Raw genomic sequence first — 25,582 nt, 5'->3', positions numbered from 1 at the left:
AGCCCGAAAATGTTTCAGAAAATGCTGATCGACGGCAAGCTCGTCGGCAAGGATGCCAAGGGAAAGACCATCAAGGTCATTAACCCGGCTGATGCCAAGAAGTTCGCCAAGGTGCCGAAAGGCACGAAAAAGGACATCAACAAGGCGGTGGCAGCCGCCAAGAAGGCGTTCCCCGCTTGGGCGGCGATGCCGCTGAAAAAACGTCAGGCGATCGTCAGCAAGATGGCCGACGTTGTAGCTGACAATGCCGAAATGCTGGCCCGGCTGATGACCAAGGAGCAAGGCAAACCATTGCCCGAAGCGATGGGCGAAATGGCGTGGGCGGAAGGCTACCTGCGCCACTATGCAACGCTGCAACCCAAGGGCCGCACCATTCAGAACGACGATGAGTTCAAGATCGAGGTGCGGCGCGTGCCATTGGGCGTCGTGGCAGGAATCTGCCCGTGGAATTTTCCGGTTCTGGTGCCGTTCTGGAAGATTGGCCCCGCGCTGATTGCAGGGAACACGATCGTCATCAAGCCCGCGCCGACAACACCGCTGACCATCCTGAAGATCTTGGAAATGTGCAACGAATTCGTGCCCGCCGGGGTCATCAATGCGGTCACCGACGAAAACGATCTGGGTCCGGTGCTGACCAATCACCCCGATGTGGCCAAGGTCAGCTTCACCGGTTCATCCGAGACCGGCAAGAAGATTATGGAATCCTCCGCCGGTACGATCAAACGTGTCACGCTGGAACTGGGCGGCAACGATCCCGCCATCGTGCTGCCGGATGTGAATGTGAAGGAAACCGCCGAAAAGATCTTTGGTGGGGCATTCCTGAACGCGGGGCAGGTCTGTCTGGCGGTCAAGAGGGTCTACGCCCACAAGGACATCTATGATGAATTCTGCGATGAGCTGGCCAAGCTGGCAAAGGACACCATCGTTGACGATGGCCTCAAACAGGGCGCAACCATGGGCCCCCTGCAGAACGAAGCGCAGTTCAAAAAGGTCAAGGCCCTGATCAAGAGCGCCAAGAAGGATGGCGAGGTTTTGAGCGGCGGCGTCGTGAAGGGCAAGAAGGGCTATTTCGTCAAACCCGTCATCGTCAAGAACGTCAAGGACGGCGATGATATCGTGGACAAGGAACAATTCGGCCCGGTGCTGCCGGTGATCAAGTTCTCCGATATCAAGAAAGTCGCAAAACAGGCCAACGCGTCGGACTACGGGCTGGGGGGCTCGGTCTGGTCCAAGAATACCGCCAAGGCGACGCGGATCGCCTCGACCATCCAAAGTGGTTCTGTCTGGGTGAACCAGCATATCAACATCGGGCCGCATATTCCGATGGCGGGGTTCAAGGCCTCCGGTCTGGGGGTGGAACAATCCGACGAGGGTCTGGAGGAATACACCCAGATCCAGGTCATGAACGTGGCCAAATAGATGGGCACGTATGAACAGGTCCGCGCCGCCTTTGAATGGGAACGCCCCACCCATTGCAACTTTGCGACCGATGTCATCGACGTCTGGGCCAGGGATGCACCGGACAAGGTGGCACTTGTGTGGACCGATGACAGCGGCACGGTGATCAACCGGACCTTTGCCGAAATCAGCAATGCCTCCCGTCGGGTGGCGAACGTGCTGTCCGTCCATGGAGTGAAACGCGGCGACACGGTCCTGATCATCCTGTCGCGCCAGATCGCGTGGTGGGAAGTCCTGACTGCAACACAACGCATGGGGGCGGTCGCCTCTCCTGGCACCACGCAGCTTTCGACCAAGGATATCGCGTACCGTGTGCAGGCCGCAGGGGCCACGTGCATCGTCACCGATGACGCCAACGCCGACAAGGTGGACGCGATTGCGGACGATCTGCCTGCGGGTTTCGTCAAGGTGCTGATTGACGGCAGTCGAACAGGATGGGTCGATTACGAACGCGCGGTTGCCGATGCGTCAGACGGGTTTGCCGACGTCAGCACCGCAGCCGACGATATCGCGTTGTGCTATTTCACCTCTGGCACGACCGGAAACCCCAAGATGGCCGTGCATGGCCACGGCTATGGGTTTGGGCATGTGACGACGGGCAAATACTGGCTCGACCTGGGGCCGGATGATCTGCACTGGAACATCTCCGATACAGGCTGGGCCAAGGCCGCATGGTCAAGCTATTACGGCCCGTGGTTGCAGGGGGCGGCGCTTTTTGTGCACCATACAAACGGGTTTGATCCTGCGCGAACCCTGCAGATGTTTGACGCCTTCCCGATCACCACCATGTGCAGCGCGCCGACGATCTATCGCATCTTCGTGCAACAGGATCTGAGCCAATATGCCTTTCCCCATCTGCGCCACTGCGTCGCCGCAGGAGAACCGCTGAACCCGCAAGTAATCGCCGTCTGGAAGGCGGCCACGGGGCTGACCCCGCGCGATGGCTATGGCCAGACGGAAACCACCATCCTGTGCGCCAACATGCTGGACATGCCGACCCGTGCGGGGTCGATGGGCAAACCCGCGCCGGGCATCGACCTTGACGTGATCGATGACAACGCACAGCCCGTGCCGCCAAACACCGAGGGCGACATCGCGGTAAAGGTCAAACCGCAGCCACCGCGCGGCCTGTTCCAAGGCTACAAGAACGACCCAGCCAAAACGGCAGAGACGTTTCGCGGCGACTACTACCTGACCGGTGATCGCGCCTACAAGGATGAGGACGGCTATTTCTGGTTCGTCAGCCGCGCGGATGACGTGATCATCTCCGCCGGGTACAGGATCGGACCTTTTGAGGTCGAAAGCGCCTTGCTGGAACATGATGCGGTCATGGAATCCGCTGTGGTGGCCAGCCCGGATGAAACACGCGGTGATGTGGTCAAGGCCTACGTCGTGCTGGCCGACGGGTTCCAGCCCTCCGACACCCTGACCAAGGACATCCAGGATTTCGTCAAGAGCGCAACTGCCCCCTACAAATATCCGCGTTTGATCAAATACGTCGACACCCTGCCCAAGACGGTGTCGGGCAAGATCAGGCGTGTGGAACTGCGTGGCGAAGGCTGACGCAACTGTCTGTGTGCCGGAAACACGATGGAGCGGAAAGGAAACACATGCTGAAGTCCGATCCCTACTGGTGGGAAGATTTTGCCGCGTTCGAAGATCAACCTGCGGACCTGCCGACCGACTGTGACGTTGTGGTCGTGGGGGCAGGTCTGACGGGCTGTTCGGCTGCGCTTACCTTCGCAAAGGACGGAAAATCCGTTGTGCTGCTGGACGCACAACGCCCGGGATATGGGGCAAGCACCCGCAACGGCGGCATGATCGGCGGCGGGTATCGGCTATCTCTTGACGAAATGACGGAAAAGTACGGGTCAGACACCGCACACCAGCTGCTCAGGGAATCCCATATCGATTCACTCGCCTTCGCCGCCGCACGCATCAAGGAGGAGGGGATCGATTGCGACTACCAGCAGTACGGGCGGTTTCGGGGGCAGTGGAACAAGGCGGAATACGACGAAACCGCGCGCGGTCTGGACAATCTGCGCAAGTTGCTGCCGGTCAACATCGACATGGTGCCGCCTGAAAAGCAGAAGACGGAAATCGGCTCTACCCTCTATAGCGGCGGCATGCTCTTGCATGATCATGGTGGTGTGCATCCGGGCAAGTACCTCAACGGGATGCTGAAGGCGGCGGTGCGGGCAGGGGCGCAGGTGTTCGGGGAAACCGCCGCGACAGAAGTCGTTGCCGCCGGATCGGGGTTCGCGGTCACGACCCCACGGGGCGTGATCCGGGCGGGGGCCGTGCTGATGGCCACGAACGGTTACACAACTGCGCAATTTGCTGAACTCAAACGCCGCATGATCCCCGTCTCCAGCTTTCTCATCGCGACCGAGGAATTGCCGACGGGCATGGCGGACGAACTGATGCCGGGTCGGCGCATGTGTGTCGAAACCCGCAACCGGCACTGCTATTTCCGGCTGTCCCCCGATGGCAAACGCCTTGTGCTGGGCGGGCGGGCCGCGATGAACAAGGTACCCTCTGCCCGCTCCGCGCAAGTGCTGCGGGGGCTGCTGCACGAGATTTTTCCGCAAACCAGGTCGCTGTCGCTGACCCATAGCTGGACAGGCCAGACCGGCTTTTCATTTTCCTTCATGCCACAGATCAGCACCTTTGACGGTGTGTGGCACGCGATGGGGTATTCCGGATCAGGCAACGCGATGGCGCCTTACCTGGGCCACAAGGCGGCCCTTCAGATGATGGGTGACCCGGCCGGGGAGACTGCGTTTTCCAAGACCACCCTGGAAACCCGGTTTTGGTATCGCAAGGAACCCTGGTTCCTGCCTTTTGCGCATTGGCTTTACCGATTCAAGGATCTACGGGACGACAGGGTGCGGGCCAAATAGGGCCATACAACCGCCGGGCGAAACGGCGGACGATTGAAGATCTATGCACTGCCGACGGGGGCTCCGGGCGGCAACCATGCTTCGCGTCGTTTAGAAAATATGTATTTAAGTCAATGTGTTGTACGTCACACCTAATGTCATGGTTGTGGCGGATATGTTGACAGGTTTCCGTGAATGTGTACTGTATACAGAATTCAACCTGTCAGGGAGGCAGATATGACTTGGAATTTGCGATATGCCGCTAAAGCTGGTGCGGTCGCGGCGCTCACGCTGGGGGCTGGTGCCGCGACAGCGGATGTAAAGGTCGGTTTCATCGGCGCACTTGCGTCGGATGCGGGGCGCAGCACGCTGCGCGGCGCCCAAATTGCCATTGATGAACTGAACGAAGGGGGCGGCGTTCTTGGGGGTCAGATGATCGAACTGGTCGAAGCCGACACCGGGGAAGACGTCACCGAAGGGATCAAGGCCTACGAATACCTCGCCGAAACGGCGGAGGTCGATTTCATCATCTCGGGATCCATCGACGATGTGTCGCTTGGCTGGCTGCCGCGTATGGTCGAATACCAGATCCCCACGCTGGATACTTGGACATCCTACATCGGCATCATCGACAAGCTGGTAGAGGACTACGACAACTTCAAACCCTACTTCATGAATGTCGCCTCGGACGAGGCGCTCGCGACACTCTACATCGACTTCGGCAAAGACATTCTGGCAGAAAAGATGGGCTGGAAATCTGTCGTCATCCTGCAGGAGGACACCGCGTTCGGCGGGGCGATCAACGGCCTTGTCAGCCAGCTTCTCGCACCCGAGGCGGGGATCGAAGTCATCGACACGATCACCTATGACGTGGCCACGGTCGATTTCTCTCCGATCTTCAACCGCGCGGTCGAAAGCGGCGCGGATTTCATCTATATCATCAGTTCAGTCAATTCGCAGGTCGTCAGTTCGCAATACGTGAAACTTCAGGTGCCTCTGGCAATGACCGGCGTGAACGTCTCCGCGCTGGGCCAGGAATACTGGGAAGATACGGGCGGTGCGGGCGGTGGCATCTCCACCCTGTCGCCTGTGCCTTCCGTGGGTTTCGCGCTTGATCCTGCCTCAAAGGCCTTCGCAGACAAATATGTGGCACTTTACGGCGACAGTCGCCCGAAGTTTCCGCATTTCAATGGCTTCAACGCCTATCACGGCATCAAACAGGCCTTCGCAGCCGCCGAGGAAGCAGGCGAATTCAACAATTCGACCTGGGTCACGGCGATGGAAAAGCAGGACATCGTGCTGGAAAAAGACGGCGAGATGTGGCTGCGCTACGGCTTCTGGCAACCCGGCGAGGTTGAGCCGCGCACGGGCCGGACCTATCCGCACAACATCAAGTTCGACATCACCGCCCCTTATGATGACGGCGCGCCGTCCATGGTGGTGATCCAGTGGTACGAAGACGGCTCGAACGCGGTGGTCTATCCGCCCAAATACGCGACGGGCGAATTTCAGGTACCGTCCTGGGTCAGGTAACACCGCACTGACCGGAGCGCCTGCCGCGTTCCGGTCCCGGATGGGTTGAAGGAGCAAGTGATGAGCCAGATCCTGATCCAGGGACTGCTGCTGAGCGGTCTTTACGCGCTCATCGCCATCGGTTTCACGATGATCTTCAGCGTAGGGCGGGTGCTGAACCTCGCCTATGGGGCATACCTGATGCTGGGCGGATATGCCTATTTCCATGTTGTGCAGGTGATGGGCATGCCAAAACTGATCGGCATGCTTGCCGCCATCACCATCGGCATGGTGGCGGGCCTGCTGAAGCACCGGCTGATCGTCAAGCCGCTCAAAAGCGATCCCGTCGCGGTAGAGATTGCAACGCTGATCCTTGCGGTGGTCATACAGGCCGGGATCGTTCTGGTGTTCAACGACAGCGCCAAAATCATGCATCCCATCGTCAATGGCGTCTGGCGGATTGGCGGCGCGACCGTCACCCTGAACATCCTGACCGCCACGATTGCCAGCTGGGTGATCCTGATCGGGCTTTACCTGTTTGTGCGCAAGACCCACGTGGGCCGCGCGATTTCCGCCGTGTCGATGGATGTCAAAGGCGCTGCAATCTCAGGCATCAACCCTGATCGGATCAACATGATCACCTGGGCCATTTCCGGCGCCTTGGGGGCCATCGCGGGGGTGTTCTTTGCCAGCTACACGCAACTGTCGCCCTCCATGTGGGTGGCGCCGCTGATCATCGCGGTGGCGGTGGTGATCGTCGGCGGCATCGGGTCGATCCTCGGCACGCTGATCGTCGCACATATCATCGGTTTCATGGAGATCATCTCCACCACGCTGATCGCCGCCGAACTGCGCGGCGTGTTTACGATGCTGCTGATCATCGTGGTGCTGGTCCTGATGCCCAAGGGCCTCTTCGGACGGGGGGAGCTTTAAGGATGGAAGAGAAGACCTTCAAATGGCGGCATCTTCTGCTCTGGGCGCTGTTTCTGGGCGGCATGGCAGTGCTGCCGCAGTTCGTCGGCAAGGGGACATTGCGCACGATCATCTTCGCCAATTATCTGGCCATCTTCGCGATGAGCTGGGACGTGCTGTCAGGCCGCACGGGGTATATCAGCTTTGGCCATCCGTTTCTGATCGGCATCGGTGCCTATACCACAGCCATCCTCAGCTACAGGTTCGACGTGCCGGTGGGCCTGTCGATCCCCATAGCCGTTGTGGTGACCATGGTGGCCGGCACCCTGTTCTTTCTGCCGGCCTTGCGGATCAAGGGCACCTATTTCGCGCTGGTCACGCTGGCGTTCATGGAATTGATGTACCAGCTTGTGCAGGTCATCCGCCCGGACCTGACCGGCGGCACGCGCGGAATCTCCGGGGTGCAGACGCTGACGCGGGGGGCGGTGAACGGTTACTATCTCTCGCTGTCACTGATGGCAGTCATCGCGGTCAGCCTCTGGGCGATGATGAAAACGCGACTGGGCACGGCGCTGTCGGCCATCGGCATGAACGAGGAATCGGTGGAAGGCAGCGGCCTCAACACCACCAAGCTCAAGCTGTTCGCCTTCATGGTCGGTGCGGCGGTGGCCGGGGTTGGCGGCGCGTTTTATGTCCACTACCTCGGCTCGATCGCGCCAAGGGCCCTGTTTGACATCAATTTCCTGTTCACCATCATCGTGGCCGCCCTGATTGGCGGGGCCTCCACCATCATCGGGCCGATGGCGGGGGCGTTTTTCCTGACCTTCCTGCTGGAATACCTGCGGCCCATTCTGCCGGGTGCGGAGCGCTATTTCATCTACGGCGGCATTGCGCTGGTGCTGTACATGTACCAGCCCAAGGGCCTCTACGAAATCCTGCGACAGGCACGCCAGACATTCGCGGACCGTCGGTCATGACCGTCATCCTGGAACTTGAAAATGTCGTCAAACGCTTCGGCGGGCTGACGGCGACGAACAAGATGTCCTTCACCATCGACAAGGGGGAGTCGGTCGGCCTCATTGGCCCGAACGGAGCGGGCAAGACAACGATCTTCAGCCTGATCATGGGCGAACACAAGGTCAACGAAGGATCAATCCGCCTACACGGGGAGGAACTGACCCGCCTCAAGACCCACAAACGCATCAGGCGGGGAATTGCGCGGACCTACCAGGTGCCGCGCCCCTTCGCCGATATGGACGTTCTTGCCAACATCGAAGTGGGGCTAATGCCCGATTCCATCTTCGCCATGCTGACCAGCCCGGCCAACCATGCAGAGGGCAGGGCGATTGCCCGCTCGATCGGGATATCGGACACGGACCTGCACAAATCCCCCTCCGAATTGTCCATGGGTGATCTGCGCAAGCTCGAACTGGCCCGGACCCTCGCCACAAAGCCCGAAGTGATGCTGCTGGACGAAGTCTTTGCCGGGCTGACCGCGGGCGAGATTGAGCAGATTTCAGGTCTGTTGGCGGAGAAACGGCAGGAGGGCATGACCTATATCATCGTCAGTCACGATCTGCGCTCGCTTGAGCCGCTGATTGACCGCGCCATCGCCATGACCCAGGGCACGTTCGTCTGTCAGGGGACCTATCACGAAGTGATGGAAAACGAGGCCGTGCGCATGGCCTATCTGGGGCATTAGGGGGCGGTCATGGCGATGCTTGAAATCGAGAACCTTTCGGCCTTCTACGGGCGGGCGCAGTCCCTGCACGAGGTCTCCTTCAACGTCGAGCAGGGCGCGATTGTTGGCGTCATCGGTACCAATGGGGCGGGCAAATCCACGCTGATGGATGCGATCATGGGCATGGTGCAGACCACCGGGTTCATCCGTCTGAATGGCGAAGACCTGACGGCCCTGTCCACCGGCGATATCGTCAGGCGCGGTGTCGGTTATGCCCCGGAACGCGCGCATCTGTTTCCCTTCATGTCGGTCGAAGACAATCTCCTTGTCGGCGGCTATACCGCACGCGAAGACATCGCGCGCAACCTTGCCCATGTGCACGAACTCTTCCCGGTCCTGCGCGAGCGCGCGCATCAGGAAACCTCGACCCAATCAGGCGGGGAACGTCAGATGGTGTCGGTCGGACGTGCCCTGATGACCAGCCCGAGCCTGCTTTTGGTGGATGAGCCCACGATCGGTCTTTCACCGAAGGTCTGCACCGAAATCGCCGAAACCCTGCGGCGCCTGAACCGGGAGAACGGCCTGACCATCCTGATCACTGAACAGAACATCAACTTCGCCATGGAACTCGCGACGGAGGTGCACGTCCTGGAGACCGGGCATCTGCGGATCTCCGGTGCTCCGGCAGAATTGGCGCAGGATCCTGAGTTGAACAGGTCATATTTTGGCGAATAGGGCAATGCACCCACAATATCTTGCAAGTCCCTGACGGTGTTAGAAAACCGTTGTGTGGCTCAGGTGCCTATCGTATACTGTATACATGACTATCAAGAGCATATCCGGCGGCGGACGCTTTGAAAAAGCAGGCTCCTACAGCCGCGTCAAACGTGTCGGCCCCTTTGTCTTCGTCGCGGGCCTCACGTCCATGCAGTCAAACGGCAAGGTCTATGCGCCGTTCGACGTCTACGAACAAACCGTATTCATCTTCGACAAGATCGAAGATTACCTCAAAGAGGCAGGCGCCAAGATGCGCCATGTCGTCCGAACCCGCGCCTTCCTGACCGATATGCGCGACGCCGGTGGCTTCATCCGTCGGCACGGCGAGGTTTTCCAGGGTATTGAACCGGTTCTGACAGGGGTTGAAGCCGGGCTGACCACCCCCGGCATGATGGTCGAAATCGAGGTTGACGCAATCATTCACAACCGCAAGGGCGAGATGTCCTTCAAGTAGGCCCCCGCCCGACAAACCATCCACATGGCACCCCGTGCAGACGATCCACTGATCGTTTCCTTCAGGGTGGCCAGATCCGCCCGCGCAGCCGCAACAGCAATCGGGTTTCTTTGTCCGAGGATGCCCACCACGCCGCTGCGCCACCAAAGCGTCAGTAATAATTCCCGAAAGTGAAGGCGACGTCATCCGGCCGCCCAGCCATTTTGACCGTTCTTCAGGTGCGTGGCTGCCCCCGATCCGCGCCCTTCCACCCCGCGCGTGGCGTGCCCCGCAGGGGATGGTGTGCCTTGCGCCTGTTGCATATTATATGCAGACGAACACCAAACGCATTTCGCCGTCCAAGGAGACCCGCAGATGCCCTCAAACGCAGCCACTCAGGCCGCGAGGTTATCCGTCGCCCCGATGGTGGATTGGACATGTTATTTCTTATTTTCAATAACATAATTGGCGTCGTGTGCAATGCGTGTGCAACATGAAGTCGCCTTCTAGCGTGTCATGTCGGCCGTTCGGCGGTTGTGAAGATCTGGTCAAATTTGAGCGGGTTGGAGCCGGACCGACCTACGGTTTTCACCCACCCAGAAACGGTCGTTTTTGACCGATGATCCGCCGCTTGTTCGAGGATTTTTGCTTAGGGATGACTGCGGGAAGTTGGATTATGGCATAGAATGCCCTCCAATTCTTCCTGCATATCCAGACATCAGCACGGCGCTGACGCCAGGAGCTTACTACTGGACTGAACGGCCGCTGGCTGAGAGCACTTGTACCCCTTGTCTCTGCGTGGTGAATGCAGCCTTCCAGCGGTTGTCGCAAAGCTACTGCCATATCCAGAGCCCGGATCGCACAGCCCAACTTCATCCAGGTGCTGATTACTGCCCGGCAAGGTATCGCGTAGCAATGTCACGAGAGCGGCCCAGCGATGATGCGATGGGAATACAGATCGGTGATGACGGCCAGATACAACCAGCCTTCGCGCGTCCAGATTTAGGAGATGTCACCCGCCCATTTCCGATTGGGCTCGTTGGTCGAAAATCCTGCTTCAGCAAGTTGGGCGCGATATTGAGAGCGTGGCTGCTGTCCGTCGTAACCTTGTGTTTCTGGGTTCTTACCACAGATATGCCGATTTGGTGCATCAGCCTGCCAACACGGCGATGACCCATATCCAGAACGGTTTCTTTCAGCTCTTCGGTCAGGCCCACCGTCGAGCGTCTTGTATCGAGCCGACATAGCGGCAACACTGATCGGCGCTTGGCCCCTTAACTGTGGCCGCAAAGATGAGATGAGCGAAATGACAAGCACAGAGGTAGAAAGACGGCTCGCAGCGGTTCTGGCAGCCGATGTCGCTGGCTACACCCGGCTTATGGCGGCGAGGGAGGTCGAGACCCTCCAGGCGCTCCGGGACGTCCAGAAGTCAATCTTTGATCCGGTAGTTTCGCGACATCATGGTACCACGATCAAACGTATGGGCGACAGCTGGCTGATCGAGTTCATCTCGGCCGTTGATGCAGTGAATTGCGCTATTACGCTGCAGGAAAAGCTGATGGAGCACGAATTCATCAAGATCAGGGTGGGCGTTCATGTCGGTGACATCATGCATGCAGATAGCGACATTTTCGGCGACGGCGTGAACATCGCTTCGCGGCTGGAATCGATCTCTGAGCCTGGCGGCATTGTGGTTTCCGACACGATCTACTCGTTTTTGGATGGCACCCTTCGGCCAGCGTTTCATGACGGCGGCGAACGGCAACTGAAGAACGTGGTCGATCCCGTAAGGGTTTGGGTTCGAGGTTCATCGCTCCGTCGGGGGATCGAACTATCTGGAAGAAGCGGCTCCGAACATTCAGCGCTGGTCATCGCTCCGTTTGCCACGTCCGATACCCGCGCCGAAGTCCGTGAGCTTGCCACCGCGTTGACGCGCGACGTGGTGGCGATGCTCGACACGCTAGAATGGTTGAGGGTGCAAATCAGCGAGGAAACCCTGACCCGTGCAAGCATGCTGCGTTCCACGATCCGCGCCAGTGGTGATCGGATACGCTTCGAGGCTGTCCTGTCTCGCGCTGACGGATCGAGAATCTGGGCAGATCGATATGACGGAAGACTGGGTGAGGTCTTTGACTGGCAGGACAGCACTGCCGAGAAGCTCTCCAGTGCGGTAAGAACGCATTTGTTGGAAGAGGAGATCCGCCCGCTGAAGGAGCTTGAGCCCGAATCGATGACGGCAGGTCAATGCCTGCTGCTCGGCACCTATCATCAGGCGACGCTGACAGTGGAGGATGCGCGCCGGGCGCTTGAGTTCTTCAAGCTTGCAATGGCTAAGGATCCGTCATTGGGTCTCGCCTTCGGGCGGGCCGCGGGCGTGCTGAACCGGGCAAAGGTCAACGGATGGACACGCTTTTTCAGCGACGAAATGCCCAAGCGCGATGAGTGGTTAGCCACTGCTCAGTCGCTTTCGCCGGACAGTGGAGAGATCGCAGTCCTGACCGGATTGATCCAATTACGCGAGGGTGAACCGCTGAGCGTCGTGCGGGGTGATTTTGAGCGGGCGCTCTGGCTTGAGCCTAACAGCGCCTGGATCCTGACTTGGGTTGGCTGGGGTCATGTCTATTGCGGTGAACCGCAACAGGCGCTTGTGTACCTCCGCAAGGCGGCCCGGTTGTCGCCATTCGACCGGGGCCGGATTTTTGCCGAAGCCGGGCTCGCCCTTGCGTCGCTACACCTTGGCTTCGATCAAGAGTGCGTGGAGCATGCGCAGAAGTCTGTCGCTCTTGGCCCGGGCTTTCCATCACCCTGGCGGAGCATGCTTTCAGCGCTCGGACATCTCGGCGACAGCGACGCCATCGAGATGGTGCGCGCCCGCCTCATCGCGCTCGTACCGAACGAGACTATCTCCGAAATTAAGAGCCGGAACGGGTACCTCGACGACGTTTATACGAACCGGTTTCTTGATGGGCTGCGACTGGCCGGACTACCGGAATAAACGACACCAGACCTATTTGCGCTCATTATATTAGCGGGGCCAGAGCCTGACCAAGGTGTGCGGGACCGCTCCGCTCAGAATTCGCGCATAGACAGTTCGGCCGTGGCGTGCCGCCAGCTTTTGCGCAACCCCTCCTCCAGCGAGGATGGGATTGCACGGTCGAGCGCCCGAAGCGATTCGATCAGCCCGAACATCATGCGCGGATAGCCGCGGTTCTCCTCAAGGCCCTCGCGAAAGACGGCTGCAGCGTCGTCGAACCGTCCGGCACGATAGAGCGCGCCGCCAAGCGCCTCGCGCATGGGGTAATACCAGTTCGGCGGCTCGGCATAGTTCAGGTCATCCTGAATCTTTACCGCGTGTTGCAGAAGAGAGATGGGCAGGTCGTCACCGGCGGAAAGGGCATCTGCATCTCGGGCCAGCGCGGGAATATCGGCCATCCGTATGTGGGCGCGCCTTACCAGCCGGTGCCGGGTGGCACCATCGAACCGCTCAGTGAGACGAGCCAGAGCGTCTAGGTTGGCCAGCCGCAAGATGTCTGCCGCGCTGTTGTTGTCGAAAGGCAAGCCAGGCGGTATTGCCGCGACGCTCTCCCAAAACCTATCGAATGCTGCCAGCACCGTATCCATTTCGGTGCTATTGCGCTCGATAAGCTGAAGGATGTCGGAATAGTCGAAGAATGCCTGCGCAACGCTAAGGTTCCAGCCTCTTATCAGCGGTGGAAGTTCTGCCTCAAGGCGCGCCTGCAAATCACTGTCCCAGGCTCGGTTGCGGATGATCGCGACCATCGGGATGGTCAAGAATAGCTCGTCTCGCGAGGCAACAATCGTCTGGTTGTGCAGCTGGTTGTAGGCGTTCCCAGTGAATTTCTTGGTGTTGTCGAATAACGCTTCGGCCGCGGCCATCGATTCAGATTCCCGGCCCTCGATGATCAGTGACAGTGTGAGAAAGTGAAGGTTGTGGTTCAAATAGCGCAGTGGATATTGCGCGCTTTCTGGGGTTTGATCGATATAAGCGCGGTCGGCTGCGACTGCACGATAATTGGCAGCTGTGGCTTCGGCGTGTTTTCCCATCCGGCGGTAGATGTGCGATGGCATATGCACGATGTGCCCGGCACCGGGTGCCAAGTCGGCCATGCGTTCCGCACTTGGCAGGGCTTCGGCTGGGTCAGGCGACTGCTCGGTGGCATGAATAAAGTAGTGATTAGCACCGATATGGTCCGGCTCGAGGGCCAGAACATTTCTCAGAACGGAGCGCGCCAAGCTGGCCTCAGGGGTCAGCGCGCCGTCATGCCACCAATGCCAACGGGCAATATTCAGAAGTGCCGAAGCGTAAAGAGTGGCGACATCGTGGTCCTTCGGATACTGCGCTGCGACTTCACCCATTTCATTGGCATAGCCGCGGGCATCGACTTCAATTGCCCCGCCATTGCGCTTGTAACGGGTGCGCTGTGCTTCGATGATCTTTCGCTCCTTCTCGCTGAGCCATGCGTGTTCAGAACCGTCTGTATCCCGCATATCGGCCAGTTCGGCGGCGCGCTTGACCGCCTCTGCGGCAAGCGAAAGACACTCTGTTGAAGGCGTGGTGTTGATATCTGGCCCCGCTGCAAGGGCGATACCCCAGTAAGGCATGGGAGCGCCGGGGGCGGCCTTAGCCGCCGCGACGAAAGAGTTGATCGCCTCAGGTTTGTTGAAGCCGTAGACTGAAAGCAGCCCCTGACGGTAAAAGCGCTGCGCCTGATTTGCATTTGGCCCCTGAAACACGGCCTCGGCGCGCGTTTCGCCCAGCCCGGAGTAGAGGCGCGCAGGATTGGGTCCCGGGTTCACGCATGCGGAAACCTCGATAAGTGGGGTGTTTTTGTCGGCCAGCGCCGCAGACGCGACCATGATTGCTGCCGCCGAAACGAGAAAAAGTGCTTTGTACACTGGCACACCCTCTAATCAGGTCCAATTCCGCAGGTGCAGCATCTCGCGATTCCTCTGGGCTGGCAACCTCCGTCAGTTGCAGGCGTAATCGACGTCTGCACCGATCAACGATTTGACTTCCTGTCGATTCCCACGACACTTGTCGCCCAGCAGTTTGTTGAACGGAACAAGATGTCCTTAGCCAATGGCCCAATTCTTTTCGGTCTGCCTGGGCCGACGCCGATACCCGACCGCGTATTGCGTGCGATGCAGCGCCAACCACTCGATATCTATGATCCTGAGTTGCTGGAGATTACGCGTTCCTGCAAGGCGGATCTCGCGGACATCATCGGCACCTCTGGCGATGTCCACATCTACGCCGCGAACGGCCATGGCGCATGGGAGGCCGCCCTTGTTAACACGCTTTCGCACGGCGATTGTGTATTGGTGTTGGAAAGCGGGCGCTTCGCCACGGATTGGGGTCATCTGGCCAGAGATTTCGGGCTGGAAGTCCGCCGACTGCCGGGCGACTGGCGCACGGCGGTCGATCCGTCGCAGGTCGAGGCGTTCTTGCGCGACGATGCCCAGAAAGAGATCAAGGCGATCCTTGTGGCCCAGATCGATACAGCGTCGGGCGTGGCCAACGACATCGAGAAAATCAGTGCTGCAATCGCGTCGGCAAGACATCCGGCGTTGTTCATGGTGGACGTCATCGGCTCGCTCGCCTCGGTCCAGTTTCAAATGGACGCATGGCATGTCGACGTTGCGGTGGCAGGGTCACAGAAGGGGCTGATGTGCCCACCCGGGCTTAGCTTCGTCGCTGCGGGTACCCGGGCGCTAGAAGGCCATGCCCGCGCTGGGGAGCCGCGACACTACTGGGATTGGACAGGCCGTAATCGACCGCTTCACTATTTCGAGTATTGCGGGACACCGCCCGAGCATTTGCTTTTCGCATTGCGCGAGGCGCTCAACATCATTGCAGAGGAAGGTCTCCCGGCGGTGTTGGAGCGGCACCGAATTCTGGCTGGCGCAGTTCGCAGCGCGGCCGAGGTCTGGGCGGCTGGGCCGAACGCCGCCGTTTCATTCAACGTGGTCGACGCCGCAGCGCGCGCCGACTCTGTAACGACGCTGCTTGTCGCGGACGGTCACGATCCGGCGGTGCTGTTTGATTTCTGCAAGAAGACCTGCGGACTGGTTATGGGCATGGGGATCGGCGATCTGAAGGGAAAGGCCTTCAGGATCGCGCATATGGGGCACATCAACGCCGCAACGATCCTCGGCGTGCTTTCTACGATCGAACTTGGTCTGACGTCGCTGAACTGGCCGGTCGGTTCGGGCGGCGTTAACTCCGCTATAGCGCATCTCACAAAACATACGCGTTCAAAGAACAACGCTGCCGACACTTGAGATTCGTGCCAACCAGTCCTGCAATGACGATCAAGCCGATTGTTCGATAAGCTGTTTCGCGCGGCGCAGATCGGCGGTTCCAAAGCCTTCACTGAACCGGCCACTAATCTCTGCGACCAGGCCCAGGGCCGTAGGATCGATTTGCACCATGCTGAGGGCAGCACGCAGTTCGCAAGAGAGCGCCGACTGGGCTTTCGCGATGTCGAGCGCTTGCGCGAAATCTGTTGCGGCCCCGAGCGTATCCCCCTCATCGAAGCGTATCGCGCCGCGCACGCGCATACATTCCGGACTCACCAACTCCTCTCCCGTCACCGCTTTGACCGCCAACGCCTCATCAATCAAACGGCGCGCTTCGGCGTACTTTCCGGCGCGGCGTTGCGCATCCGCCAACAACATCAGGAACCAAGGCTTGGACATGAGGCTCGACGAGCTCAGATACTCCTCGTAGCCACGCTTCATGCGTTCGTTGCCCTCCTTGTTCCGGCCGCTCTCCACGACGCCCCATCCCCACAGCATCTTGCTGACTCCACTGAAGAACGGGAACCCATACCTGTCCGAGATCTCCGCCGCTTTGGTGGCGACTTCAATCAGCTCCTTGGTTTCGCCGCGGAGCTGGTGGCTGTGCGCCACGAACACATAGGTGCGTGCGAGGCTGAAGGGGTGGTCGATCCGGTGCGCGGCCTCTAGCGCCGCAAGACAGCGTTCCAGCGATTGATCAGGACAGCCGAGGAACCAGAGCGCGCGTCCGAGGTAGGACAGGCAGGCCAAGCCAGGGTCGTCACCATAAGACAGGGTATGCGCTTCCGAAATCCGCTCGATATAATGGGGTACCCCGGCTTCGAGATGGCGTCGCGCGTCAGAAAGCCTGCCAGTTGCAAAGCACGTGGCACCGAGAGCCCTGTCCGCTTCGAGGATCAATCCCGGTCGCCCAGTCATCTCCGAGATCTTCAACATCTGCCGTGCGGTCGCGTCGGCGGCAGTATAGTCGGCGCTCATTTGCGCGTACATCCACTGTCCACGCCTTACGGCGAACATTTCGTCGGGACGCCCCAGCTTATCGGCCAGTTGCTCGGCACGGTCGAATGCCGCGCGCACGGCCAGTGACCCGTAACCTTCCGAGGCCGTCAGCGCCGGCCCGATCGAGAGCTGCAGGGCAAGCTCCTGCGCCTCCACTTCGGGCGACGGTGCCAGCCGTTCGACCAGCTTCAGGGCCCGCCGGTAGAGCTCGATCGCCTCGCGCTCAGCCGAACGCTCAATGGCCTGCTTGCCGGCTGCATGCCAGTAGCTGATCGCCTTGTCGAAAACGTCCGCGGCAGTGAAATGGTTCGCCAGCGTCCCCAGATCCACCTCGTCGCCGGCTTCAAGGCTGACTTCCATAGCGTTGGCGATTGCCAGATGCACCTCACGGCGCCGCGATCTTGTTTGAGACTGGTAGGCCGCTTCCTGAATCAAGGCGTGACGGAACACATAAAGCTGTTCGCCGTCCCTGCTCTCGACGATGATGAGGTTTGCCGCAATCAGGGCGTTCAGATCGTTGATAACGGCCGCTTCCTGCTGGCGCGCGACCTGGGTCAACAGTTTGATCGGGAAGACCCGGCCGATGCAGGCGGCAATCTGCGCCGTCCGCTTGGCGGCACCGGTGGAATCGAGCCGCGTTGCCAGCACGTCCTGCAGGGTGGCCGGAATGCTGATAGCGTCGTCCTCCCCGGCGGCCTGCCACTTGAGATCGAGGACCGAGCGGGTCAGCTCCTCGATGAATAATGGAACGCCATCAGTCGTCTTGATGATCCGGGTGAAAAGGTCGGGTGACAAAGCCCGGTCGGCAGCGATCCGATTGATCATCGCCTCGGCCGACTTTTGATCCAGCCGAGGGATATCGATCCGGCTGGCGCTAGGGGCGTTGACCCATCCGGGTGCATACTCCGGTCGCGCTGTTGCCAAGATCATAACCGGACGCATCGCAAGCCGAGCCGCCAATTCCGCCAGCAGTTCGTCGGTTACGAGATCGACCCAATGGCCGTCTTCCAGAATGACCAGCAGTGGTGCTTCCTCTGCCAGGCTGGAAAAGACCCGTTCCAGTGCCGTCAGCCAGACGCTTTTGCGCTTATGCGTCGATTGCTCTAGCGGCACCACTCCGAGTCCCAGAAGATCGCCGAGATCCGAAACGAATAATTCAGAGGCCAACCCGAGGTCCGCAGCATAGGATGCAAACTTCTTCTGACGCTCGCCAACGTTGTCCTCCCGCGTACACCCTGCGGAGATCTTCAGGTAGTCGATCACCGGGTAGAGCGTTGCATCAGATCTGTACGGCCAGCATTGCATCAGTGCGACATTGTGCTTTTGGTCTTTGAGTTCTGTGCGGAAATGATCGACAAGACGGGTCTTGCCCATTCCCGCCTCGGCTGTAACCAGTGTCTGCCTTGCGCAGCCGCCGCTGACAACCTCAGTCCACTGCCGGTGCAGTTGTCTGATCTGAACGCTGCGGCCGACCAGCTGCACACCAGCCGTGGAGTCCTGCCGCCGCGCCCGGGTTGGCGTATCGACAACGCCCTGGACCTTCCAAACCTCCACGGGTTCGGCAAAACCTTTCAGGTCGTGCTCGCCGGTATTTTCGAGGCTGAACGCATTACTGAGCAGCGCACGCGTCGAGGCAGCGATCAGCACCTCGCCCGGTTCGGCTAGCGTCTCCAGTCGGGCAGCGAGGTTCGGTGTGGCACCGAAGGCGGTTTCGGTCATCGCGCTGCCCTTGCCGTACTTTCCGCCAACCAAGACCAGGCCAGTTGCCACACCGATCCGGGCATTGATCCGGGCTCCGGCCGGTGCATCGATCTCGGGCACGTTGCGAATGATCGAGAGGGCGGCCTGAATCGAACGGTCGGCCGCGTCTTCGAAAGAAAGTGGCCAACCAAAGAAGGCCAGTAATCCGTCACCGAGGTAGTTCGCGACATGTCCGCCCCACTCGGCAACCTGTCCGCCGCAGATGGTGAGGAAGCGACTGACCAGCTCCTCAAGATCCTCGGGATCGAGCACCGTCGCAAATTCGGTGAAGCCGACCATATCGCAGAACAGCACTGTGATCTGCCTGCGTTCGGTATCATCCATCTCGACGTTTTCGGTTGCAGGCTCTGTGTGTGCATCGGACAACTCAGCGATTGCCGCTAGCAACCGCTTCCGGTCACCGAGAGGAATCGCCAGCTCTTTCAGGTCCTCGTTTGTAAGGGTATCGAGGACATCGAAGTCAACTTCGTTATCGGCAAAGCGCTGCCGGTACTTTTGCAACCCGACCCCGTCGAGCCAGGAACCGATATCGCGTTCTGGTGTCATGTCAGTGGTTGCGCTCCAGCGAATGGCCGAGAGCCATCTCCGCCCCCGTGAAACCTGAACATGTCAGCCGAAAGGCACCAGCAACGCGCCGTTGCGTCAGCTTGTGTTCCCGTGGCGTCTGTGTCAACATAACCTAGGGGTTTAGCATGATAAAGTTATCGCGTCGCGCCATTCTCGAACTTGCAGGGACGGCGATACTCGGTGGTGGGGCGCTCTTGTTGGCCCCACGGGGCGCGACAGGCACGACTGGTCAATCACCGATGAATTTTCCCGGTGATTTACCCAATCCGCCAGTCCTGCAAAGTGAAGCGGGCGTGCTTTCGGTAAAATTAAACGTCAACTATGGCGAAGCGGCTCTGCCACAAGGTCCGGCACGGCTGCGGCTATACGATGGTGCCATGCCGGGCGCTTGCTGGCGCGTGAGGCCTGGTGACCGGATTGAAGTGGAGCTGTGCAACCGGCTTCCGCCCGATCTTGAGGATAGCGAAACCGCAGCGGCCGGATTGCCGGCGAAAGTCGTACACGCCAATCGGCCCAACAGGTTCAACACAACAAATCTGCACTTCCACGGAATGCACGTGGATCCGCGCGGCGACAGCGACAATGTTTTCTTGGAAATCCATCCCGGTCAGGATTTTCGCTACAATGTCGACATTCCCATCGACCATCCGCCGGGTACCTTCTGGTATCACCCGCATCGACACGGCTCCGTCGCTATCCAGATCGCCTCAGGCATGGCAGGGATGATCGTAGTCGACGATCCGTCCGGGCAGTCGGACCTGGTCGAGCGACAGATGGTCATCCAGGCACCGATCGTTGGCGAGGATGGAACACTCGAGGATCCGGCGCTTTTCATGGCCCTGGAAAACGAGCGAGACTTCCTGATCAACGGTGTCCATGCACCGCTGATACACATTCACGAGGGCGAGACGCAGCTTTGGCGGCTTTTGTCTGCCAACGACTCGCAATTCTTGCCGCTCGATTTTGGGGCCATGGCCGGAGTTGAGGCCGAACTGGTAGGATGGGACGGGATTCCGCTCGCTGAACCTCGGCCGGCAGGCCAGCTGACGCTTGCGCCCGGCAATCGGGCAGATCTTCTGGTCACGGGTCGGCGCAAAGGAAGCCATTGGTTCGGTCGCAGCGCTTTCGATCAGGGCCTTGTTCGCCTGCCCGAAGCGACACTAGGCGAGATTGTCGTCCTTGACGCCGGATCTGCCGCAGTGTCCGCCACATCACCCGTCTATCTTCCTGCCTCATCGATGCAGCGCTACCGCCTTCGACCGATCCGGGACGAAGAGATAACCCAGCAGCGGGTGATCGAATTGGGTCATATCCGTAGACCCGGCGAGACCCTGGACGTGAACTTCACCATCAACGGTGTGCCGCACCAGCACCACGCCTTTGATATCGTCGGCAAGCTTGGCGAGGCAGAGGAGTGGACTTTTATCAACCTCACACCGTTTCCCCATCCGATGCACGTCCACGTGAATCCGTTTGAGGTGATTGAAGTCAATGGCGTGCCAGTGCCAGATCGACCTTGGATGGATACCGTCATCGTACCCGCCGCAGGCGTCGTTAAGATCCGCACTCGGTACGAAGATTTTCCCGGAGACTTCGTCATGCACTGCCATATCCTGCCACACGAAGATGCTGGCATGATGATGAATATGAGGATCGTCGAATGAAACGCTTGGTTGTCACGGCCACAATGGCAATTTTTTTCGGCCTTACCGCAACAGCCGAGGCACCGCCGCTCACCGCACAATGCCTGAGCTGCCACGGGGTCAACGGCCGGTCCCAGATCCCCTATGTACCGATCATCCATGGCCAGCAATCGGAGTATTTGCGCCTCGCGATGCGCGAATATCGCGACGGCGGCCGGACCCATGGCCGCGCGCCTGTAATGGGCCGCTATATGCGCGACCTGAGCGACGCCGAGATCGACGCCTTGGCCGACTGGTTTGGGGAGGTGCGTGACGAGGCAGTTGGTGCGGCCAGCGGGGAGTATTCCGCGCTCCCTGTTACCGTTGCTGAGCTGGCAATTGAGCCTGCGTTTGAAGCAAGTGAAATCGCGCGAGTGCAGTCACCTGATCGGATCGTCTATATTGACGAGAACGAAGGCTGGCAGCGGATGCTGGACGCCGAACACAACCGCGATTACTTCATGCTCAACTCCTATGTCGAAAGCGAGAAGTTCCTCACTTTCTGCTCGATCGCCAGCATGGCTGCGGTGCTGAACAGCCTTGAAATCAAACGGCCGCTCGATCCAGTGCGATATCCCTACCCGTTTTTCACGCAGGATAACCTCTTTATCCTTGCCAACCAGCAGGTCCGCACGTTCGAGCAAGTCGTCACCGCTGGGCTGACGCTGGCCGAAATGGGGAAGTTCCTAAAGCATTTGCAGGTACACCCCGAAGTTCACTTCGCTGGCGATATGACAGTCGACCAGATGCGCGAGGCTGTTCGCGTGGGGCTTGATGACCGGGATAAGCGGGTGATCGTGAACTATGATCGTGCGGTACTTGGCCAGAACGGGGCGGGGCACGTCTCACCGATTGGTGCTTATGACGAAGAAACCGACAGTGTGTTGGTGCTCGATGTTGCGCGCTACAAATACCCGCCCGTTTGGGTTCCCTTCGCAACCATGTTCGATGCCATGCAGAGTGTCGATACCGGATCAAACCGCTCGCGTGGAATCGTCGTCGTCGGGGCACTCCAATGATCGCGCGCCGCAGCCTCGACCGGAGGAGACTGCTGGCGATGCTGGCCGCACTGCCCGCCGGGCCTGCAGCGGCGCGACTGGGAGAGACGGCAGCCCGACCGGGAGAGACGAGAGATCTGGACGTATTCCACGACGTGGTACAAATGATTGGTGGCGTTGCAACGCTTTCGCCTCCGTTACTCGACGGCTGCACCGAAGAATTCACCAGGGCCTTCGGCGCGCCTGCAATCACCGCATTGGCGAAACTTGCCCGAAGGCACCGCACGCTTGATGCGCTGGAAGCCAACGCCGATGCACAGATCGCGGACCAACTCACTTGGATCGCACTGTTCCTCTATTCCGGTGAGACGGCAGAGGGTTCGGTCTACTATCCTTGGTGCCTTGGCTGGCAGTCACTTGATTTCGCGACCGCACCCGGACAATGTGGCGGGCCATTCGACCATTGGGCTGGGCCACACACGTGAGCGCGCTGCCTGATAAGACGGACATCCTGGTCATCGGTTCCGGTATGGCCGGAGCGCATCTGGCGCTTGAACTCGCTGGTGCTGGTCGCCGGGTAACCATGTTGGAGGCCGGTCCCCGGAAGGAACGGTCGGAATGGTACGACAATTTCACCCGCAATCCGGTAAAGGGCCCACAATCTCCCTATCCGAGCGTGCCTTATGCACCGCATCCCGAGGATGGGGCCTATGACGATTTTTACGTTCAGGCTAGCGCGGAAAAATTTGTCGGCGCGTATCTCAGGATTTTCGGCGGCTCGTCCTGGCACTGGACCGGTTTTGCAGACCGACTGCGTCCGGCCGACTTTCGCATGCACACGCTTTATGGCGTGGCAAAGGACTGGCCGGTGTCCTACGACCAACTGGAGCCCTTCTACGAGATCGCAGAAGCAATCTGGGGTGTCGCTGGCGACCCAGATCACGTGTGGGGCGCACCGCGGCGTACGCCATACCAGATGCCGCCGATTGCAGCGACCTATCTCGACAACCAGGTCGAAAGTGCACTGAATGCCATGGCGCTGCATTCTGCGGTCTTTTCGCACGCACGCAACTCGGTCCAATTCGACAACCGCCCGCCCTGTTGCGGCAACAACACCTGCGTGCCGATCTGCCCGATCGGAGCGAAGCTCGACGGATCGATCATCGCCGAGAAGGCAGAGGCCGCTGGAACCGAAGTCATCACCGAGACGCTGGTCGACTTCCTCGAACTGGACGCTGACGGACGGGTCGCGCGCGCCCATGTCCGGCGGCCGGACGGCAGCCGCCACCAGATCGAGGCCGAAACATTCGCGCTCTGCGGTCACGCAATAGAGAATCCGCGACTGCTCCTGAACTCAGCGCAGCCTGCGGCCCCAAACGGCGTGGCGAACGGCAGCGATGCGGTTGGTCGATATCTGATCACCCAGGCCAACCAGGATACCTCAGGGGTAACTGCTGCACCAGTCTATCCCTATCGCGGCCCTCAGCAGACCTCCGGGCTGGTCGAGTTACGCGACGGTCCGTTCCGTGCCGATCACGCCGCAGTCGGCACCTCGTTCATGAACAGCGGTCACAGCGGTAATTCCGACGGCGTCGACGTGGCCAAAAAGCTGATAGCGAAGGGGCTGAAAGGAACGGAACTGTCACAGGAGCTCAATCGCATCGTCTCGCGCCATTTGCGGCTGAATTCATCAGCCGAGATCCTGCCAGCCCCTGAGAACCGCCTGACCTTGGCCGATACGCGCGACACCGCCGGGGTGCCGAAACCAAAGGTCTCAGTTACGATGGATGACTATACGCGTGCGGGCCTCGAGCGGTCTGAGACAATCAACCGCGAAGTGCTAACACGGCTCGGTTCAAGCGAGATACAGTCGAACGAGCCCTATCTTTCGAATGCAATTATCGGCGGAACGGCGCGGATGGGCACAGATCCGCGAACTTCGGTCGTCGATCCTTACCAAAGGGCTCATCAGCATCCCAACCTCTTCGTTCTCGGCTCAAGTGCCCATGTCACCATGCCGGTAAATGCCCCGACGCTGACCATTGCTGCGATGGCGGTGCGTACAGCTCGTCACATCATGTCGAGATAGGGGACACTGACAAAAACAGACCGGCTTAAGGTAGATTGGGCGGGTTCTTGGCGCCTAGAAACAAGCAAAGTTGATCCATTAAGCTATTTCAATACAAGCCGTGAAAATAACCATTCGGCGGTTATGCTATTTGTTCGTTTTCGGTTTGCACATTCAAAATGTCGAAGATCTGCCACGTGAACGGGGCATTTGTGTGAGCCAGAATCTGTAACGTATTGGCGGAACTGGTTTGGCACGTTTTTTGTTTCCTCGTTTGTCCCGAGATAGATCTTGCGCCACACACGCTGTTTGGGGCCGCCATGTTTGTGGGCGTGCCATTTGCCTTCGCCGTCTACATTGATCGCCGTGCTATCGATCAGCAGGTGCAACGGGCCCTTGGAGCCGCGGTAGGGGATGTTGACGGCCAAGGCCTCGTGACGGCGAGACAGCGTGCTGAAGTCGGGCACCGTCCAGTCGAGGCCAACCAGCCGCAGCAGTCTCTCGACGAATCCGGTCGTTTGCTACATCGCCATGCCGAACAGCACCTTCATCGAAAGGCACCCGCAAATGCTACGAGGCGATTGCAACCAGAGACGCCCATGCGGTGATCCCACCGCGCAAGAACGCCAAACCCTGGAAGCTGATGAGCGTGGGAGCCGTTGCCCGCAATGAAGCGGTCAATGTGCAGCGACATCTAGGCCGCACCCTGTGGCGGCGCTGGAGCGGATACAAACCGTCGAAACATCGTCGAAACCGAGATGCATCGTATAGAACTGCTCGGCCAATCGTTGATGGCCAGGGACTTCGAAAGGCAGGTGCCGAAATCCAAACCCGTTTAGCTGTCCTGAACCAGAACACCGCTCTTGGCATACCCGTCACTGAGTTTGCAGGCTAAGTCGGTCCGAGGAAAGGGGAAGTCTGAACCTCACCCGATTTGTGCAACAAAGCCCCAACGTTAGAGAAATAGTTTGAAATCAGTACCTCGTCGTTGGAGCCAACGGCCGCTTCGGCGAACGAGTTGCAATGCTCGAAAGACATGCTGCAGATGCGAGGATTTTCTGCACGAGCAATAGCGGTCTTTGCGAAAGTCGGGTTAGTCCGCGGACTGTAAATTCGATCTCTGTTCCTTGCTGCGTTCTGTGTGAATGGCCCGTTTTCTCGCTGCGCGGCGGCACGAAATTTCTCGCGCTGCGCGCGTACGCAGCGCGAAAATTCAATACCCGCAATAGACTCTGAGCCAGCCTCGGCCGCCAAGCCCACGAAGGTACGGTGTTGACGACGACGTTAAAATGCACGCTGGCCGACCCATGGAAAATTGCAATAACCTGGCCGGGGCCTGGAAAAGTCAGCGATTGGGGTGCGCATCAAGCCTCTCTGAGAGTCAGCGTCATTTCTAGGTTTCCCGAAAGTCCATGACCGCCTGCATCTAGCGGTACGCTGGGGTTTGTGATCACTGACCCACCCAATCACCGCCGTTCACAGGTCTTTACTCTCGGGGGGCTAGACCACCCCATTTCGTGTGCAGTATGTG

Annotated in this window: 17 protein-coding genes and 3 pseudogenes; 16 read left to right on the top strand and 4 right to left on the bottom strand. The window is 59.3% G+C overall.

Annotated elements, in window-relative coordinates; genetic code table 11:
* The first annotated feature begins 9 nt into the window (after positions 1–9).
* From AB4X18_RS02635 to AB4X18_RS02595, 9 genes are all read left to right on the top strand, one after another.
* Positions 10–1,419 (top strand): aldehyde dehydrogenase family protein, encoded by a 1,410-nt coding sequence (locus AB4X18_RS02635; protein ID WP_370402148.1) that lies wholly within the window; start codon positions 10–12, stop codon positions 1,417–1,419.
* Positions 1,420–3,021, top strand: a complete 1,602-nt coding sequence (locus AB4X18_RS02630; protein WP_370402147.1) for an AMP-binding protein — start codon at positions 1,420–1,422, stop codon at positions 3,019–3,021.
* 47 nt (positions 3,022–3,068) lie between these two features.
* Positions 3,069–4,361: an NAD(P)/FAD-dependent oxidoreductase gene (locus tag AB4X18_RS02625; protein WP_370402146.1), complete on the top strand. Its 1,293-nt coding sequence runs from the start codon at positions 3,069–3,071 to the stop codon at positions 4,359–4,361.
* 216 nt (positions 4,362–4,577) lie between these two features.
* Positions 4,578–5,873 (top strand): ABC transporter substrate-binding protein, encoded by a 1,296-nt coding sequence (locus tag AB4X18_RS02620; protein ID WP_370402145.1) that lies wholly within the window; start codon positions 4,578–4,580, stop codon positions 5,871–5,873.
* A gap of 60 nt (positions 5,874–5,933) precedes the next feature.
* A complete protein-coding gene (locus AB4X18_RS02615) occupies positions 5,934–6,785 on the top strand; it encodes a branched-chain amino acid ABC transporter permease (protein WP_432817057.1) in 852 nt (283 codons plus the stop codon).
* Between the two features lie 2 nt (positions 6,786–6,787).
* On the top strand, positions 6,788–7,741 hold the full coding sequence (locus AB4X18_RS02610) for a branched-chain amino acid ABC transporter permease (RefSeq protein WP_432817056.1): 954 nt from the start codon (positions 6,788–6,790) through the stop codon (positions 7,739–7,741).
* Positions 7,738–8,466 (top strand): ABC transporter ATP-binding protein, encoded by a 729-nt coding sequence (locus AB4X18_RS02605; protein ID WP_370402143.1) that lies wholly within the window; start codon positions 7,738–7,740, stop codon positions 8,464–8,466. The genes AB4X18_RS02610 and AB4X18_RS02605 overlap by 4 nt, the downstream gene beginning before the upstream one ends.
* A 9-nt stretch (positions 8,467–8,475) precedes the next feature.
* A complete protein-coding gene (locus tag AB4X18_RS02600) occupies positions 8,476–9,180 on the top strand; it encodes an ABC transporter ATP-binding protein (RefSeq protein ID WP_370402142.1) in 705 nt (234 codons plus the stop codon).
* 85 nt (positions 9,181–9,265) lie between these two features.
* Positions 9,266–9,676 (top strand): Rid family hydrolase, encoded by a 411-nt coding sequence (locus AB4X18_RS02595; protein ID WP_370402141.1) that lies wholly within the window; start codon positions 9,266–9,268, stop codon positions 9,674–9,676.
* Positions 9,677–10,423: 747 nt separating this feature from the next.
* Here the strand turns inward: AB4X18_RS02595 and AB4X18_RS02590 are convergent.
* Positions 10,424–10,866 (bottom strand): annotated as a pseudogene (locus AB4X18_RS02590) (transposase); the annotation flags it as partial.
* 86 nt (positions 10,867–10,952) lie between these two features.
* Between AB4X18_RS02590 and AB4X18_RS02585 the strand changes: the two are divergent.
* Positions 10,953–12,650: an adenylate/guanylate cyclase domain-containing protein gene (locus AB4X18_RS02585; protein WP_370402140.1), complete on the top strand. Its 1,698-nt coding sequence runs from the start codon at positions 10,953–10,955 to the stop codon at positions 12,648–12,650.
* A gap of 74 nt (positions 12,651–12,724) precedes the next feature.
* On the opposite strand, the gene AB4X18_RS02580 is transcribed toward AB4X18_RS02585, so the two are convergent.
* Entirely contained in the window at positions 12,725–14,572 is a 1,848-nt protein-coding gene (locus tag AB4X18_RS02580; RefSeq protein WP_370402139.1) for a hypothetical protein, read from the bottom strand.
* 33 nt (positions 14,573–14,605) lie between these two features.
* Between AB4X18_RS02580 and AB4X18_RS02575 the strand changes: the two genes are divergently transcribed.
* A complete protein-coding gene (locus tag AB4X18_RS02575; protein ID WP_370402138.1) occupies positions 14,606–15,958 on the top strand; it encodes a pyridoxal-phosphate-dependent aminotransferase family protein in 1,353 nt (450 codons plus the stop codon).
* A gap of 30 nt (positions 15,959–15,988) precedes the next feature.
* Here the strand turns inward: AB4X18_RS02575 and AB4X18_RS02570 are convergent, their stop codons facing one another.
* Positions 15,989–19,282, bottom strand: a complete 3,294-nt coding sequence (locus AB4X18_RS02570) for an adenylate/guanylate cyclase domain-containing protein (RefSeq protein ID WP_370402137.1) — start codon at positions 19,280–19,282, stop codon at positions 15,989–15,991.
* Positions 19,283–19,428: 146 nt separating this feature from the next.
* Here AB4X18_RS02570 and AB4X18_RS02565 point away from each other — a divergent pair, with 146 nt between their 5' ends.
* Genes AB4X18_RS02565 through AB4X18_RS02550 form a run of 4 tightly spaced genes read left to right on the top strand, consistent with a single transcriptional unit; the run spans position 19,429 to position 24,072 of the window.
* Entirely contained in the window at positions 19,429–20,967 is a 1,539-nt protein-coding gene (locus tag AB4X18_RS02565; RefSeq protein ID WP_432817055.1) for a multicopper oxidase family protein, read from the top strand.
* On the top strand, positions 20,964–22,004 hold the full coding sequence (locus AB4X18_RS02560) for a phytochelatin synthase family protein (RefSeq protein ID WP_370402134.1): 1,041 nt from the start codon (positions 20,964–20,966) through the stop codon (positions 22,002–22,004). Before AB4X18_RS02565 ends, AB4X18_RS02560 begins: the two co-directional genes overlap by 4 nt.
* Positions 22,001–22,468 carry a sugar dehydrogenase complex small subunit gene (locus tag AB4X18_RS02555; protein ID WP_370402133.1) on the top strand — a complete coding sequence of 156 codons (468 nt, stop codon included), beginning with the start codon at positions 22,001–22,003 and terminating at the stop codon, positions 22,466–22,468. The genes AB4X18_RS02560 and AB4X18_RS02555 overlap by 4 nt, the downstream gene beginning before the upstream one ends.
* On the top strand, positions 22,465–24,072 hold the full coding sequence (locus AB4X18_RS02550) for a GMC oxidoreductase (RefSeq protein WP_370402132.1): 1,608 nt from the start codon (positions 22,465–22,467) through the stop codon (positions 24,070–24,072). Before AB4X18_RS02555 ends, AB4X18_RS02550 begins: the two co-directional genes overlap by 4 nt.
* 233 nt (positions 24,073–24,305) lie before the next feature.
* On the opposite strand, the pseudogene AB4X18_RS02545 reads toward AB4X18_RS02550, so the two are convergent.
* Positions 24,306–24,650, bottom strand: a pseudogene (locus AB4X18_RS02545) (transposase); the annotation flags it as partial.
* On the opposite strand from AB4X18_RS02545, the pseudogene AB4X18_RS02540 reads away from it, so the two are divergent.
* A pseudogene (locus tag AB4X18_RS02540) lies at positions 24,608–24,946 on the top strand (transposase); the annotation flags it as partial. The pseudogenes AB4X18_RS02545 and AB4X18_RS02540 sit on opposite strands and share 43 nt — an antisense overlap.
* Between the last annotated feature and the right edge of the window lie 636 nt (positions 24,947–25,582).

The sequence above is a fragment of the Sulfitobacter rhodophyticola genome (assembly GCF_041281685.2).
GTDB lineage: Bacteria > Pseudomonadota > Alphaproteobacteria > Rhodobacterales > Rhodobacteraceae > Sulfitobacter.
This window is presented reverse-complemented; position numbering and strand designations above follow the sequence as displayed.

Bases quoted from the DNA above. Each gene is read 5' to 3' on its own strand.
- AB4X18_RS02600 (WP_370402142.1), top strand. From the start codon at position 8,476: ATGGCGATGCTTGAAATCGAGAACCTTTCGGCCTTCTACGGGCGGGCG.
- AB4X18_RS02635 (WP_370402148.1), top strand. From the start codon at position 10: ATGTTTCAGAAAATGCTGATCGACGGCAAGCTCGTCGGCAAGGATGCC.
- AB4X18_RS02595 (WP_370402141.1), top strand. From the start codon at position 9,266: ATGACTATCAAGAGCATATCCGGCGGCGGACGCTTTGAAAAAGCAGGC.
- AB4X18_RS02630 (WP_370402147.1), top strand. From the start codon at position 1,420: ATGGGCACGTATGAACAGGTCCGCGCCGCCTTTGAATGGGAACGCCCC.
- AB4X18_RS02625 (WP_370402146.1), top strand. From the start codon at position 3,069: ATGCTGAAGTCCGATCCCTACTGGTGGGAAGATTTTGCCGCGTTCGAA.
- AB4X18_RS02610 (WP_432817056.1), top strand. From the start codon at position 6,788: ATGGAAGAGAAGACCTTCAAATGGCGGCATCTTCTGCTCTGGGCGCTG.
- AB4X18_RS02620 (WP_370402145.1), top strand. From the start codon at position 4,578: ATGACTTGGAATTTGCGATATGCCGCTAAAGCTGGTGCGGTCGCGGCG.
- AB4X18_RS02605 (WP_370402143.1), top strand. From the start codon at position 7,738: ATGACCGTCATCCTGGAACTTGAAAATGTCGTCAAACGCTTCGGCGGG.
- AB4X18_RS02615 (WP_432817057.1), top strand. From the start codon at position 5,934: ATGAGCCAGATCCTGATCCAGGGACTGCTGCTGAGCGGTCTTTACGCG.
- AB4X18_RS02560 (WP_370402134.1), top strand. From the start codon at position 20,964: ATGAAACGCTTGGTTGTCACGGCCACAATGGCAATTTTTTTCGGCCTT.
- AB4X18_RS02570 (WP_370402137.1), bottom strand. From the start codon at position 19,282: ATGACACCAGAACGCGATATCGGTTCCTGGCTCGACGGGGTCGGGTTG.
- AB4X18_RS02565 (WP_432817055.1), top strand. From the start codon at position 19,429: ATGATAAAGTTATCGCGTCGCGCCATTCTCGAACTTGCAGGGACGGCG.
- AB4X18_RS02585 (WP_370402140.1), top strand. From the start codon at position 10,953: ATGAGCGAAATGACAAGCACAGAGGTAGAAAGACGGCTCGCAGCGGTT.
- AB4X18_RS02555 (WP_370402133.1), top strand. From the start codon at position 22,001: ATGATCGCGCGCCGCAGCCTCGACCGGAGGAGACTGCTGGCGATGCTG.